Origin of the sequence: Collinsella sp. BIOML-A6 (genome assembly GCF_009875845.1) — a bacterium.
Taxonomy (GTDB): Bacteria; Actinomycetota; Coriobacteriia; order Coriobacteriales; family Coriobacteriaceae; genus Collinsella; species Collinsella aerofaciens_H.
The window spans coordinates 24330-38780 of sequence record NZ_WWSL01000024.1 but is presented as its reverse complement, the minus strand read 5'-3'; the positions used below and the strand labels follow the sequence as shown (position 1 = coordinate 38780).

General features: G+C 61.0%; 10 protein-coding genes. 7 read left to right on the top strand and 3 right to left on the bottom strand.

Going from position 1 to position 14451, the window contains the following annotated elements; all coding sequences use genetic code 11:
- Positions 1–109: 109 nt before the first annotated feature.
- The gene (locus tag GT495_RS08450; RefSeq protein ID WP_161162298.1) at positions 110–2362 is read right to left on the bottom strand and encodes an acyltransferase family protein; all 2253 of its coding nucleotides are present in this window, start codon (positions 2360–2362) and stop codon (positions 110–112) included.
- Positions 2363–2548: 186 nt separating this feature from the next.
- Here GT495_RS08450 and GT495_RS08445 point away from each other — a divergent pair, with 186 nt between their 5' ends.
- From GT495_RS08445 to GT495_RS08425, 5 genes are all read left to right on the top strand, one after another.
- Positions 2549–3511, top strand: a complete 963-nt coding sequence (locus tag GT495_RS08445) for a ribokinase (protein ID WP_161162297.1) — start codon at positions 2549–2551, stop codon at positions 3509–3511.
- Between the two features lie 30 nt (positions 3512–3541).
- Positions 3542–4516, top strand: coding sequence for a nucleoside hydrolase (locus GT495_RS08440; protein WP_161162296.1), 975 nt, complete (start codon positions 3542–3544; stop codon positions 4514–4516).
- A gap of 227 nt (positions 4517–4743) precedes the next feature.
- The gene (locus GT495_RS08435; protein WP_117637179.1) at positions 4744–5754 is read left to right on the top strand and encodes a LacI family DNA-binding transcriptional regulator; all 1011 of its coding nucleotides are present in this window, start codon (positions 4744–4746) and stop codon (positions 5752–5754) included.
- 221 nt (positions 5755–5975) lie between these two features.
- Positions 5976–6464 carry an S-ribosylhomocysteine lyase gene (locus tag GT495_RS08430; RefSeq protein WP_161162295.1) on the top strand — a complete coding sequence of 163 codons (489 nt, stop codon included), beginning with the start codon at positions 5976–5978 and terminating at the stop codon, positions 6462–6464.
- Positions 6465–6608: 144 nt separating this feature from the next.
- Positions 6609–7253, top strand: a complete 645-nt coding sequence (locus GT495_RS08425; protein ID WP_161162294.1) for a DUF4867 family protein — start codon at positions 6609–6611, stop codon at positions 7251–7253.
- A 196-nt stretch (positions 7254–7449) separates the two neighbouring features.
- Here GT495_RS08425 and GT495_RS08420 read toward each other — a convergent pair whose 3' ends face one another.
- Positions 7450–8556: an ATP-binding protein gene (locus GT495_RS08420; protein ID WP_161162293.1), complete on the bottom strand. Its 1107-nt coding sequence runs from the start codon at positions 8554–8556 to the stop codon at positions 7450–7452.
- A 464-nt stretch (positions 8557–9020) separates the two neighbouring features.
- Between GT495_RS08420 and GT495_RS08415 the strand changes: the two genes are divergently transcribed.
- Positions 9021–10121: a helix-turn-helix domain-containing protein gene (locus GT495_RS08415; protein WP_161162292.1), complete on the top strand. Its 1101-nt coding sequence runs from the start codon at positions 9021–9023 to the stop codon at positions 10119–10121.
- A gap of 169 nt (positions 10122–10290) precedes the next feature.
- On the opposite strand, the gene mgtA is transcribed toward GT495_RS08415, so the two are convergent.
- Complete coding sequence (mgtA, locus tag GT495_RS08410) at positions 10291–13059, bottom strand: magnesium-translocating P-type ATPase (RefSeq protein ID WP_161162291.1); 2769 nt, start codon at positions 13057–13059, stop codon at positions 10291–10293.
- A gap of 438 nt (positions 13060–13497) precedes the next feature.
- Here mgtA and pyrE point away from each other — a divergent pair, with 438 nt between their 5' ends.
- Positions 13498–14178: an orotate phosphoribosyltransferase gene (gene pyrE / locus GT495_RS08405; RefSeq protein ID WP_161162290.1), complete on the top strand. Its 681-nt coding sequence runs from the start codon at positions 13498–13500 to the stop codon at positions 14176–14178.
- Positions 14179–14451 lie beyond the last annotated feature (273 nt).

Here is a 14451-nt window from a genome sequence, read left to right as displayed (position 1 = left end):
CTAATGGCTTGGCGTCAGCATGCCGCGATTCTGTCGCACGGAGAGCATTTCCCAGTTGACAAAACTATAGGAACACCCCCCTGCGGGTGTAAGCAGATTTGGCTGTGCGTTACTTGTCGGTGCCCAGCTTGTGTGGCTTATAGGCGAGGGCATTGACGAGTGCGTCGGCGGCGGACTTGACAGCTGCCGGCTGCGGATCGTTGACGTGGTCCTCGGGATGCACGGGCAGGTCTTTTTTGACCGCATCGTGGATGAGGTTGAGGTACTCGGTTACGCCGGTGGCCGACAGGTGCGTGCCGTCGCCGTCGAACAGGTCGTTGCGGTTGGCACTGTATCCGTACCAGTCGACAACGCGCACGTTCTTGTAGCGCGTAGCGGCGTTGGCGATGGCCTGGTTGGTAGAGCCAACCCACGGCTGCGGGCTGCGCGTGTTCACAAACACCACAATACGCTTATCTCCTGCATCGGCCATGATGGCGTCGATCTGGTCGTCGGTTACCAAGCCGTTGGTGCCCAGCGCAAAGACCACGATCTTGCCGGCAAGGTTCTGTTGGAGATAACCCTCAAATGTCGCACGGCCCGCATCGAACTGGCGGCCCTTTTCGGCATCGATGTGGCTGTGCGGGAACACGCCGTCAAAGGAATCAACGGCGCGCAGCGACACGGAGTCGCCGATCATCAACAGGTCGTAGGAGCCATCGGGGAAGCCGTCGTTGTCCTTGTCGGTGCCGTCGGCCGCCTGCTGGTCGGTGGGCGCGGTGTTTTTGGCTTCCTTGTTGAGGACTTCGGCGCCCTCACCGCTCAGTGCAGAGGTCTCCGGCACAAAGATCAGGCCGCCCAGTGCAACGACCAACACGACAGTGTAGGCTGCGCAGACAGGGACGTGCGCGCGTGCCCAGTTGGCGGGCGTGGCGGTGCCGTCGCGGAACTCGGATACGGTGCGCCCAAAGGCGCCCTTTCTAAACGGCGTCTCGATAAAGCGATAGCAGCACTCTGCTACGGCGACCACCAGCAGCACCTGCAAAATGTACTGCCACCAGGGCGTATCGTTGATGTTGGCGACCGGGTTCATAAGCAGCAGCAGCGGATAGTGCCATAGGTAGATGCTGTACGAGCGCTTGCCAACCCACACGAGTGGCTCGGCGGACAGCACACGGGCAACCATTCCCTGGGGCTGCACGCAGGCCGCGATGACCATGAGCGTGAGGATGGAGCATAACAGCGTGCCGCCGCGATACTGGAACGCGGTGTAGCCGTTGGTGAGCGCGACCATGGCGGCAAGGCCAACCAGGCCTACGACGCCCAACACGTCGATGGATGCGGGCGAGGACCAAAAGCGCACGAGGGCGCTCGGCTGTGCCGGGGCGGTATCGGCTGCGGGGTCGGTCTTCTCGTCATGCCCGCCCTTGGCGTTCTTGTCGAGCTTGCCGCGCTTGGCAGCACGAACTAGGCGGCCGAGTCCTAGGCGATGGGCGAGACGCACCGGCGCCAGGTCGCGATCGGGGATAAAGGCCATCCAGGCACCCAGCAGCAGCGAGAACACGCGGGTGTCGGTGCCGTAGTACACGCGGCTGGGGTCGGCGGCAGGGTTGTAAAGCATCATCATGGCGAGGGCAGATACCGCGGAAAGGCCCAGAACCACGCGGCGCGTGTTGGGCTTGCTCACATGCATGGATACCATGGCAAACAGCAGTGGCGGCCAAATCAGGTAGAACTGTTCCTCGATGGCGAGCGACCAAAAGTGCGTGAGCGGCGAGGGGTCGCCCAGAGCATTGAAGTACGAGACGTTTTGGGCAATCTGCCACCAGTTGTTGAAGAACAACAGCGACGGCAGGATGTCGGGGCGCATCTTGGTGAGCATCACGTGATTAAAGATGGTGCACAAAGCGCAAGTCACCACCACAACGGTTACCACGGCGGGGAATAGGCGGCGAATGCGGCGAATCCAGAAGCTCTTAAGGTCGATGCGGCCGGTCTTAGCGACTTCGTTGAGCAGCAAGCGCGTGATCAGATAGCCCGAAAGCACAAAGAAGATCGTGACGCCGAGCAGGCCGCCCTGAGCCCACGTGAGGTTGAGGTGATAGAGCACCACCGCGACGACGGCGAGCGTGCGCAGACCGTCGAGCGCAGGAATGTAGCGGGACTTGGGACGAGCGGGCGCCTGCTGGTAGGCAACGGACGAGCGTGTGGTGCCGGTGTTGGTCTTGGCTGTATGGGCGCCCTTGTTGGTGGGCGTTCGATGCGGGCTCGGGCCGCGTCGCGACTCGCCGGTGCGGCGGTCGGCGCGCGGGCGTTCGTGCGCCGACCGGTTATCGGGCGCGCGGCGCGGGCCGCGTGGGCTCGATTGTGGGAGTTGTTCCATAAAACATCATCCAATGACGAGAATAATCAGCACATATTCATTGTAGCTGCCTGCTCCTGTGAATGCTTGCTGCTGGCGCAACCTCAAGCGCGCGTTCACATCAAAGTGAACTAAAGTTATAGGGGTGCGAGGGCGCACGATCGACGGCCGACGGTGGGCGTAAGGCCCGCAGACGAGGAGGTTTCCATGGCGGATCGCGGCATCGTTGCGGTGTTCGGCAGTATGAACATGGACCTTTCGGTGGCGTGCGAGCGCATGCCGCGCGCGGGCGAGACCGTCGGCGGCAGCGGTTTTATCACCAACGCCGGTGGCAAGGGCGCTAACCAGGCCGTCGCCGCCGCGCGCATGGGCGCGCGCACGTGCATGATTGGCGCGGTCGGTCGCGATGCGTTTGGCGATGCGCTCGTGGCAGGGCTCCAAGATGCTGGCGCGGACTGTGACTTTGTGGCACGTCGCGATGACGTGGAGACGGGAACGGCGACCATCATTCGCTGCGAGGGCGACAACCGCATCGTGCTGTCACCGGGCGCCAACCATGCGCTTGCGGGCGAGGACGTTGCCTGCGCGCTGAGACGTCTGGTGGCCGATGAGCTCGATGGCGACGCCAGCGATATTGCCCCGGCTGCCGGAAGCGTCTTTATCGCCCAGGGCGAATGTGACCTGATGGCAACGGCCACGGCGCTCTCTTGCGCTCACGAGCTGGGGTTCTATACGGTCTTTAATCCAGCTCCTGCCTGTGAGTTGCCTGCGGAGGTCTGGCCTGCGGTCGACCTGGTCTGTCCCAACGAGACTGAGTGCCAGGCGCTGACGGGCATCTTGCCCGGGGATGATGCGAGCTGCGTCGCGGCGCTCAATGCCTTGCTCGCCAAGGGTGCCGGAGCTGCGGTCATCACGCTGGGCGGCGCCGGCTCGGTTACGCTCGGCGATGGCGGTGAGCTGCTGCGCATGCCGGCGCTTTCGAGCACGGTAGTCGATACCACGGCCGCCGGCGATACGTTTATCGGCGCGTTGGCGGCGGCTCGTCTAGAGGGCCTGCCGCTCTTTGAGTGCATGGCCGCGGGTGCTCGCGCCTCGGCAGTGACGGTGTCGCGCCTGGGCGCTCAGCAATCGATTCCCACGCGCGCCGAAGTTGAACATTGGTTTTGTTAAACGATAAAGACGGAGAAGCGGAGTAGAACAATGGCAACCAAGAAGCTGATCCTTGATCTGGATATGGGCGTGGACGATGCGATGGCGCTGGCCTATGCCATCGCGAGCCCCGAGGTGGAGCTCGTGGGCATCACCACGTGCTTTGGCAACGTGCGCGTTGAGCAATCGGCGCACAACTGCCTGGCGGTGCTCGATCTGCTGGGTCGCCCCGAGGTTCCGGTGTACCTGGGCGCCGATCGTCCCATTAAGGCGACTGAGCCCTATACACCGCCGGCGTCTACCACGCTCATCCACGGTAAGAACGGCATTGGCGGGGCAAGCGTGCCCGCGTCGCCGTACGAGCCGGTGGGGGCGACGTCGGCCGACGGTAACGCGGCGGTCGATTACCTGATTGATGCCGCGCGCACCTATGGACCCGATCTGATCTACGTGGCGACCGGTCCGCTCTCCAACCTGGCACTTGCCCTGGAGCGCGATGCGGCGGCGATGATGTCTATCGGCCGCGAGGTCGTGATGGGCGGTGCGCTTACCGTGCCCGGAAACGTGAGTGCGGGCGCCGAGGCCAACATGGCAGGTGATCCCGAGGCGGCCGATGCCGTGCTGCGTTCGGGCCGCAAGCTCACTATGGTGGGTCTGGATGTGACGCATCGCGTGGTGCTCACGCGTCGCGACATTGCCGGCTGGACGGGCTCGGGCACCATGGCTGGTTGCGCGTTTGCGAGCATGGTGGAGCACTACATTGGCTCGTATGAGATGAACGCCCCCTACCTGGGTGGCTGCGCGCTGCACGATCCGCTTGCCGTCGCCGTGGCGATTGATCCCACGCTCGTGGGTGCGCTCGGCTGCAACCTGCGTGTTGACTTGCTGGGCGAGTATCGCGGCCGCACCATCTGCGACGAGCACCGTCTGTCCGATCCGGACAAGAGCGCGCTCGTGGCGCTGACTGTGGATGCTCCACGTTTCCTGTCCGAGTTCAAGGCGCGTATGGCCCGCGTCCTGGGCTAAACGATTCCTGCGCCCCGCCCCAAGTAGTCAATTTGGGACGGGGCTTTTTTAGCTACCGAGTAAATGTGCCCGTTGGGGGAATAGTTGCACCACTTTGCTTGACAACAGGATAAACTAGATATTAAACATTTACTATTCTGTTTAGATTGAATTTGCGGTCGTTTAGTTGTCGAGTCACGGGGCGGTCAGGCCACGATGCTCGACCGCGACCGTTACTAGGGGGAACAATGGCTAAAGCAAGTGTTCGCGAGATCAGCCGCATCACCGGTTTTTCGCCTGCGACCGTGTCCAACGCGCTCAACCGCAAGCGCAGCGTGAGCGAGGAGACCGCCAAGGTCATCCTGGAGTGCGCGCAGTCGCTCGGCTACCAGCAGTCGACGCAGCTCGAGAGCATCCAGTTCGTGCTTGCGCGCAAGACGGGCGCCATCCTGGACGAGAGCACCTTCCATCCCGCGGTTATTGAGGGCGTGGAGCGTCAGGCGCGTCGCCACGGCATGAGCACGAGCTTTGTCTCGCTCGACTTTAGCGACCTGGACGCCGTTCGCCCGCAGGTCGAGGGCCTGATCGCCGATCCGTCCGCCGCCATTGTGCTAATGGGTACGGAGTTGGGCGAGGAGGACTACGCCCTGTTCGCTAACGCCGCCGCCCACCTGATTGTGCTCGATGGCTGGAGCGATCGTCAGTATTTCGACGCTGTGGTCATTGCCAATACCGACTCGGTGCTGCGTGCCGTGGATTACCTTATCGAGAAAGGCCACAAGCAGATCGGCTATCTGGCAGGCGACCTTCGCATTCGCAACTTTAAGGACCGCGAGCGCGGCTATCGGCAAGCGCTCGAGGACGCGGGCCTCGAGGCCAATCCGGCATGGCGCGTCACGCTGGGCACCACGCTCGAAGGCGCCTATCGCGATATGGGCGCGTGGCTCGACGGCGTCTCGCGCGACGACCTGCCGACGGCTTTCTTTGCCGAGAACGACGTGCTCGCCGTAGGTGCCATGCGCGCGCTCAACGAGCACGGCATACGTGTGCCCGACGATGTCTCGATCATCGGCTTTGACGATCTGTCTTTGGGCGCTTTCTCCAACCCGCCGCTCACCACGGTGCACGTCCCCAAGCACGAGGTGGGCGAGATCGCGGTGCGCCGCCTGGTGGGCAACATCCGCAACCCCAAGAGCTACACCTGCAAGACTGCCGTGTCGACCTATTTTGTCGAGCGCCAAAGCGTGCGCGAAATCTAGGCGAAGGCAACGCCGGGCCGCAGGACGGCAAATATAGCGCCATCCAAAAAGTCCTTCTGGATTACCTAGAATGATTCTTCTGGGACGGGGATTAAAAACTCATTGATCCCCGTCCTAGGCAGCTCATTTGGGACGGGGCTTTTTTGACTGGTATGATTGGTGCGACCATTCGAACCAGCTACAAGAGCCCCGTCCCAAATTGACTACCGAGAGGACCTGCCATGGAGCGTATCGCGAGCTTTTCCGTTGACCATCTGCTGCTTGAGCCCGGCGTGTACGTGAGCCGCATCGACCGCGATCCGGCGACCGGCGCTGCCGTCACCACCTTTGACCTGCGCCTGACCACGCCAAATAAGGAGCCGGTCATGAACACGGCCGAGTGCCACACCATCGAGCACCTGGGTGCCACGTTCCTTCGCAATCATGCCGAGTGGTCGAGCCGCATTGTCTACTTTGGCCCCATGGGCTGCCGCACGGGCTTTTACCTGGTTGTCTTTGGTGAGCTGACGAGCGAGGAGATTCTGCCGCTCGTGCGCGAGCTGTTCGAGTTTGTCGCTGGCTTTAAGGGCGATGTCCCCGGAGCCGCTCCCGAGGAGTGCGGCAACTACCTGGACCAGAACCTCCCCATGGCAAACTGGCTCGCGCGCCGTTACCTCGACCGCGACCTGGCCGATATCGACGAGAAGCACCTGCACTATCAGCAGGCGTAAGGGCTTTACCGTCCAAAACGCGCGCATTGGGCGCCTTCGCTTAGGCGGGGGCGCCTTTTTGTTGAGTGGTCGGGATGAGCGTTCAAAATCGCTCATGTTTGTTCTAGAATGTTCGTACTGTCACATAAACGAACAGGAGTGAACATGTATATCTACTCTGTCAACGATCCCGAGTTCAAATCCTATGGCAACGTTTGGGATAACGTTCCGTCCGAGCTCACGTCGCCCGTGCTCGAGGCGCTCTCTGCCACGCCCATCCCCGAAGGCAGCAAGTACGTAGCAAGTGCGCCGGAGCTCGAGGGCGTCAAGGATGCCGATAAACTGGGCTTTCTCATGTTTGGCGGCCGTCCCTTCCAGCTCGGCTGGTGCAACGGCCACAACACGCGTCTCAACTGCCTGGAGTATCACCGCGCCAGCGAATTTAACCTGGGCGCCCGTGACTTTATCCTGCTCGTGGCACATCGCTGGGAGATCGAGGGCGGCAAGCTCGACACCGCGTGCGTCAAGGCGTTCCGCGTGCCGGCGGGTACGGTCGTCGAAGTCTTCAACACCACGCTCCACTACACGCCGTGCATGGTCGACGACGGCGGCTTCCAGGTGATGGTGGCGCTGCCGGCGGGCACCAATGGCCCGCGCCCCGAGGCTGCAGCCGACATGCCTGCCGCCGGTGACAGCTACTGCTACTGGAAGGCCGACAAGTGGGTTCTCTGCCATGCTGACAGCCCCAAGGCTGCCGAGGGTGGCTACGTAGGTCTCATCGGCAAAAATATCGATATCACCTGCGACTAGAATCTTACGTCTCAATCTGTAACATCTAGCGGGCCAAATCGTCTCTACCTGTTACAGATTTAGACAAACTGAGGGGACTGCCCGAAAAATCTCGATCTGTAACACCGGGCCCGGTTTTGGCTGCCCAACTGTTACAGATCGAGACAAAACGGGACCAAACCACCACAAAGGTGCCTGTCCCCATTGTGGTGGCTGCCTAGAGCTGGCTGCGCAGATAGTCAGCCATATATGGAACAGCGAAACGCACGTAACCGCGGCGCGCCTGTTCGATTACGCCGGCGTCGATGAGGCGCCGGCGATACTTTTGCGCATAGTCGGGTGTGACTGACATGCGCTTCGCAACATCAGAAATGCGAGACACGGCGTCTTCGTCATCAGTCATTGCGGAGAGAAACGCGACGTCTTGGTCCGATAACGCGGCGAGCGTCGTTTCGCAGACATCGTTTTCGAAATCGACCTTCGACGCTTCGATGGCTCCGTCGATTTGCTCGCGCGCTGCACGTTCTCCAGCCTTGCAGCGATTGGCGATGTTATAGCCGATGAGCTGCAGCATATAGGGTGAGCCTTGGGTCGCGCGAGCGGCACAGAGGCGAAGATGGCTTGGAATATCAAGGCAGAGCTCTTCGAAAGCCCGCTGGTAATAGGCGTCGACATCTCCGACCGAAAGCGGTTCGAGCGTGACCTTGCGAGCGCGGTTGAGAAACGTCAGCACGCGGTCATTGAGTGTTGCGCAGACGGCTCCCGGAAGGCCCGCCATGACGAGTGCGACGTTGAGTCGTTCGCCGACCAGTTCTTGATAGGCGGTGACGAGCTGTCTAATCTCAGGCGAATTTGCCTGGAGCTCGTCGATGAGGATGAGGATGCCGTGTCCCTGCTCGGTCAGTTTGCGCGCCAGCTGCGTGAGTTTGAACTGAAAACTCTTGGTCTCCTGCACGTCTCGTGTGAACTCGAGGCCTGCCGAGAACCCAAAAACACTCAGGCTGCCACCCGTGAATTTGGGAAGACAGCGTTTGTTGACGTAAGGCTCGCCTGCCTCTTGGATTTTCTCAACAATGCGCTCGAGCATATCCTCGGAGGCCACGGTAGGCGTGGCGACAACGAAGCCGAGCTTGCGTGCGCGATCGGCAAGTTCCCACAGAAGAACTGTCTTGCCGCTGCCTCGCTGGCCGAGCATGAGCATGGCTCGGTCGCGATTGCCCGGCTCCTGCTCAAGGCCGGATATGAATGTCGAAATTACCGTTTCGCGCCCGACTAGATAAGAGGGGCGATTTCCAAATGAGGGGGAGAAGATGGGTTCAGTCATAAGTCTCCTTTCCTTTTTTTCCTATTTTTTCCTTTTTTCCCTATTCAGTCAAATGAGTTGTTGAGCGAAGGCGGTCACGTAGACTTCATCGGCAAAAATCTCGACATCACCTGCGACTAGAATCTTCCATCTCAATCTGTAACATCTAGCGGGCTAAATCGTCTCTACCTGTTACAGATTTAGACAAACTGAAGGGGGTGCCCGAATGATCTCGATCTGTAACACCAGGCCCGGTTTTGGCTGCCTAACTGTTACAGATCGAGACAAACCGTGCCCAATCCGCCGCAAAGGTGCCTGTCCCCATTGTGGTGGTTTGGGCAGGCGGGTATCAAAAAGTGTCAGACGGGGCGGCGCGACGGCTGCCAACCAGTGCGAGGGCGCCTACGACGTGGACGGCTGGGGTCGAATTTGGAGCATTTCGAGGGTGGGTTCGATATTGGGGCTGGTTCTCTAATAGAATAGATTTGCAGGCAATTAAGCGGCTGCTCGTGATGCCTGTCGGCATTTCCCAGCAGGCTGTTCTGGTCGTCTGTACGATCGCGCAGGTGGCGTTGCTCCACGGTGCCCGACGTGCCAAGCTGCGCGACGAGTCCGATCCCAACTTTGAACCCAGTGTTGCCGGGCTTTCGGTAGATGCTTTGGATTATGGTGCCAAGTGGCAAGATGATCCCGAGGCAAAGGAGGCATTCCGCCGCACCGTAGCTCGCTTGATCGTGGCGACAGCGTATCTTTCCGGCATATTCGCCGCTCTCAATGCGGGTCTCACAACCTTGCATGCTATCGGAGCCGTTGATTTGGGTGACTGGCCGCGCCTGCTGCTTGTCGTGAGCTCGTTGGCCGCTGGTGCCCTATTTGACCTGCGCGGCCGCTCGTATATGAATATCGGAATGACATGTGCCGCCATGCTGTCCACGCTTTCGTTCCTTGTGCTCATCATCGATGGCAACGGCGGCAACGAGCTTGCTGCCACGATCATCTTTTATTTGGGCTCGGGCTTCTTTGTGGTGTTCTTTACCACAAAATTCGCCGCCATCTCGCCCTATGCGCGCTGGTCATATTTTTGGCCGTGCATGGGTCGCGTCGTCAACAACGTGTGCTCGATGCTCGTGACGGCGCCGGCAGTGGCGATCATCTCGAGTCAAAACGTGCTGGCGGCAGTCGGCGCGGTGCTCGTGATGTTTGTGGGTATTGTGATTACGCTACTGGGACAGTTGGGGCGACGAGCCGATGATGTCGTGATGCAGGACGGGCTGGCGTTTGGTACCGACGATCTTGGTGGGGATTTTGCGCCCACATGCTCCGACCCCGCGCCCGTGGAGGCAGCGGAGCTCACGCCCGATGAGCGCCTCGATGCCTTCGTCGCCACCTTTGGGCTTACAGGGCGCGAGTGCGATATTCTTGAGGTTTTGGTTGTTTCGGACCAGAGCGTTCAGGACATCGCCACAACGTTCTTCCTTTCGCGCTCCACGCTCTACCGCCACATTTCCTCAATCAACAAAAAGACCGGTACCGTCTCGCGTGTGGCCCTTATCCACTTCTTCTGGTCCTGGACGCCTCAAGACTAGCTAATCCCCCAATAAGTTGCGGTGGAATAGTCCCTAAATCAAAGTCGCGGGACTTTAAACAGGAACTATGTCACCGCAACTGCCGAGGGGATAGACTGCGGCGGCGGCAGAGGCGTTGGCAGCTGTGACAGTGGCAACGGCAGCTGGCAGGGTGTTTTCCGTCTACTTGCTACAGCAGCTCGCCGTGGCGGGCAATGTAGCGGCGCTTTGCCAGCTGGGTGAGCGCGATGTAGGCGGTGACGATGCCGATGAGCAGCGCGAAGAAGCTCGCCGGCAGCGTCGTAAGGCCGAGCGCATCGGCGATGGGGCTTGCCGGCAGCCAAGTGACGAGCGCCAGGCCCAGTACGGTGAGAACGCACAGGGCGCTCGCGGCGTGGTCGCGCAGGCTCGGCAGACGCGGGGAGCGCAGCATGTGGATCACGAGCGTCTGCGACCACATGGACTCGACAAACCAGCCGCTCTGGAAGATTGCGGCGAAGGTCGTCATACCCGCGACGTTGCCCGCGGCGGCAAGCTCGGACCAGCTTGCGCCCACGGCGGCGGGGCACACCACAAAGAAGAGCGCGGCGAAGGTCACGATGTCAAACAGCGAACTCACGGGGCCCAGTTCGAGCATAAAGCCCTTGATGGACGCAGTGTCCCAGGCACGCGGACGGGCAGTCCAGTCGTCGTCGACGGTGTCCCACGGCAGCGCGATGCACACGATCTCGTAGACCAGCGACAGCAGCACCAGCTGCAGGGCGCTCATGGGCAAAAACGGCAAGAACAGGCTCGCGACGGTCACGGACAGCACATTGCCAAAGTTGGAGCTCACCGTGGTCTTGAGGTACTTGAGCAAGTTGCCGTAGGTGCGGCGGCCTTCGATGATGCCGCGCTCGAGCACGCCCAGGTCCTTCTGGAGCAAGATGATATCGGCGGATTCCTTGGCAATGTCGACGGCAGAATCGACCGAGATGCCGCAGTCGCTCGCACGCATGGCGGCGGCGTCGTTGATGCCATCGCCCATAAAGCCCACGGTGTGGCCGGGCAGCTCGCGCATGACGCGCACCAGGCGTGCCTTCTGCAGCGGCGAGAGCTTGGCGAACAGATGGGTTTTCTCGGCGCGCTCGGCAAGCTCGGCGTCATCGAGTGCATCGATCTCGGAGCCGAGCAAGACGTTGCTCGCGTCGATACCGATCTGCTCGCAGACGGTGGCGGCGACGCGATCGTTGTCGCCGGTCAGGACCTTGACCGCCACGCCCTTGGCCTCGAGGGTGGCGACGGCGCCCGCGGCACTTGCTTTGGGTGGATCGAGGAAGGCCAAAAAGCCCATCAACACCATGTCGCATTCGTCGGCAATGCCAAACTCGCCCACGCAGCGCGGATTGGTTTTCTGCGCCACGGCAATCACGCGCAGGCCCTCGGCATTGAGCCCAGCGACCTGCTGGCGAATCTGGGCGAGCTTATCTTCGGTGAGCGGCTGGGCGATGCCATCGACCTCGACAAAGGAGCAGATATCGAGCGTTTCCTCGGCAGCTCCCTTGGTGACCATCTGGGTTTTGCCTTGGGCATCGGCGACAACTACGCTCAGGCGACGGCGCGAAAAATCGAAGGGAACCTCGTCGACCTTGGTATAGCGGTCGCGCAGGCTCTGTCCCAGCATGGAATCGGGCATGACGGTCGAGGGCGTCACGTCGGCACGGTCGATAACGGCCAGGTCAATAAGGTTTTTGAGGCCGGTCTGGAAGAAGCTGTTCAAAAACGCATGGCGCAGCACGCGTGCGTCCTCGTTGCCGTCGGTGTTGAGGTAGCGCTCGAGCACGATGCGGTCTTCGGTGAGGGTGCCGGTCTTGTCGCAGCACAGGACGTCCATCGCGCCGAGGTTTTGGATTGCCGGCAGCTCCTTGACGATAACCTGACGACGGGCGAGGTCCTTGGCGCCCTGCGACAGGCTCGTGGTCACGATGACGGGAAGCATCTGCGGCGTGATGCCCACGGCCACGCTCGTGGCGAACAGCAGCGCGTCGATGACGTTGCCCTTGGTGGCGGCGTTGATGGCAAAGACCGCCGGCGCCATAACGAGCATGAGGCGCACAAGCAGTATGGAGACGCTCGAGACACCGCGGTCAAACGCGCTCTTCTCGCCGCGCCCGTTGAGCATCTTGGCGATGCCGCCCAGGTAAGTGTCCGAGCCGGTGGCTACGACAAGTGCCATAGCGGTGCCGTTTTGCACGGAGGTACCGGTAAAGACGATGTTCTTGCAGGCAGAGAGTGGCAGTGCGGAGCCGTCGGCACCCTCGATGACAGTGACGGCGGTGGTCTTCTCGACGGCCTCGCTCTCGCCGGTGAGTGCGGACTCGATCACAAACAGGTCGCGCGCGGTGATGATGCGGGCATCTGCCGGCACCATATCGCCGGCAGAGAGGCGGATCATATCGCCGGGGACGAGCTCGTCGAAGGAGATCTCGAGGCGCTTACCGTCGCGCAGGGCGGTGCAAGTGTTGGAGACCAGGTCCTTGAGGGCCTCGGCCGCATTGCCGCTGCGGGCTTCCTGGATAAACTTCATGCCGCCCGATACCAGCAGCATGATGCCGATGATGATGACCGTGGAGGGGTCGCGCTGCGGCTCGGGCACGGAGAGCACGTCGATGTAGAGCGAGACCAGCGCGAGCGCGGCGAGGATGCCGGCGAAGGGCTCGACGAACGCGTCGGCGATGCGGCGGGTGAGCGTTTTGGTCGGTGCCTCGATGGTGTTGGGGCCGGAGGCGTCCAGGCGCTCGGTTGCCTGCTCGGCGGTGAGGCCGTTTGCCGTGGCGTCAAGCAGTACGAGAGCGTCCTCGGCACTATGGGTGGCGGCGAATATGGTGTTCTTGGACAGGCCGGTATGAGCGGCAGGGCGCGCCGTGCGGCGGCGCTTGGAGATGGCTTTGAGAACCGTGGCGGTTTTGAGCATCAGCATAGGGTCCTCCTTGTTGAAGGGAGTTAGCGTACGTGTCGTATGTGCTTCAAAAAACCTAGATGTCGCTCACGTCAAGCTCTTGAGCCCACAAAGGGTGCAGTGCGCCTTTGTGGTGGTTTTGGCGATCTGCCGGTGGCGTTTATGCGTGTGCGGAGTCCTCGCGGCGTGCCGAGGGCGACATACAGGTTTTTCGACTAGGACTGCCTTCCATGGCACACCTCCCTAAGGCCGGGCGCAGCGCGCTTTGGGTATCTCGTACCCCTTTTTAATCCGCCCGTATTCTTGATGAGAGGGTTTGCCATGTCAACCCCCATTGTTCGGAAAACCATTGCCCCTGACAAAGCCTTTACAGAATGACGTGGCCTCAAAGCGCGCCCGCGTCGACGCTTCACCTGCGCTAAACTGGAGGGCACGTACGCGATTACGAGAGGAGCCCGCATGGAGGCTTACAAGCAAGAGTTCATCAAGTTCATGGTCGAGTCCGACGTTCTTAAGTTCGGCAGCTTTACGCTCAAGAGCGGCCGTCAGTCCCCGTTCTTTATGAACGCCGGCGCTTACGTGACGGGCTATCAGCTCAAGAAGCTGGGCGAGTATTACGCCCAGGCCATCCACGATAACTTTGGCGACGACTTTGATGTGCTGTTTGGGCCGGCCTACAAGGGTATTCCCCTGGCCGTCGTGACCGCGATTGCCTGCCACGAGCTGTACGGCAAGGAGGTCAAGTACTGCTGCGACCGTAAGGAGGCCAAGGACCACGGCGCCGACAAGGGCAACCTGCTGGGCTATGAGCCCCAGGACGGCGACCGAGTGGTCATGGTCGAGGACGTCACCACCAGCGGCAAGTCCATCGACGAGACCTATCCCAAGGTCAAGGCTGCTGCCGATGTCGAGATCAAGGGCCTGATCGTGTCCCTCAACCGCATGGAGGTCGGCAAGGGCGGCGTGACCACCGCTCAGAAGGAGATCGAGGCCAAGTACGGTTTCCCCGTCGCGAGCATCGTCTCCATGGCCGAGGTCGTCGAGACCCTCTACAACCACGAGATCGACGGCAAAGTCGTCATCGATGACGAACTCAAGGCTGCCATCGACGCCTACTACGAGCAGTACGGAGCTCGCTAGTTACGCGGGTTTACCAACCCGCGTAACTAGTTGACGCTGCAAGCCCGCCAGGGCGGCAATCTGCCTTTCAACTTCGGCGGCATGACCAGAAGGTCAATGTCGCCTCGTTTCAAGGCACCTTGCTCGCTCTGGCGGGCTTTCGCTGCCGTTGCCAAGACATCGGCACTCCCGTTGCTGGCAAGGGGTGGCACTTGGGGACGTTCCTTTTCTGCCGGCAGTTTGGGACACTCCTGATGTAGTCATTGGGGACGTTCTTGTTTGACTAGTCGTTTA

Excerpts from the sequence above, each read along its gene's own strand:
- GT495_RS08425 (WP_161162294.1), top strand. The coding sequence starts at position 6,609 with ATGTATATCTACTCTGTCAACGATCCCGAGTTCAAATCCTATGGCAAC.
- GT495_RS08450 (WP_161162298.1), bottom strand. The coding sequence starts at position 2,362 with ATGGAACAACTCCCACAATCGAGCCCACGCGGCCCGCGCCGCGCGCCC.
- GT495_RS08420 (WP_161162293.1), bottom strand. The coding sequence starts at position 8,556 with ATGACTGAACCCATCTTCTCCCCCTCATTTGGAAATCGCCCCTCTTAT.
- GT495_RS08430 (WP_161162295.1), top strand. The coding sequence starts at position 5,976 with ATGGAGCGTATCGCGAGCTTTTCCGTTGACCATCTGCTGCTTGAGCCC.
- GT495_RS08435 (WP_117637179.1), top strand. The coding sequence starts at position 4,744 with ATGGCTAAAGCAAGTGTTCGCGAGATCAGCCGCATCACCGGTTTTTCG.
- pyrE (WP_161162290.1), top strand. The coding sequence starts at position 13,498 with ATGGAGGCTTACAAGCAAGAGTTCATCAAGTTCATGGTCGAGTCCGAC.
- GT495_RS08440 (WP_161162296.1), top strand. The coding sequence starts at position 3,542 with ATGGCAACCAAGAAGCTGATCCTTGATCTGGATATGGGCGTGGACGAT.
- mgtA (WP_161162291.1), bottom strand. The coding sequence starts at position 13,059 with ATGCTGATGCTCAAAACCGCCACGGTTCTCAAAGCCATCTCCAAGCGC.
- GT495_RS08445 (WP_161162297.1), top strand. The coding sequence starts at position 2,549 with ATGGCGGATCGCGGCATCGTTGCGGTGTTCGGCAGTATGAACATGGAC.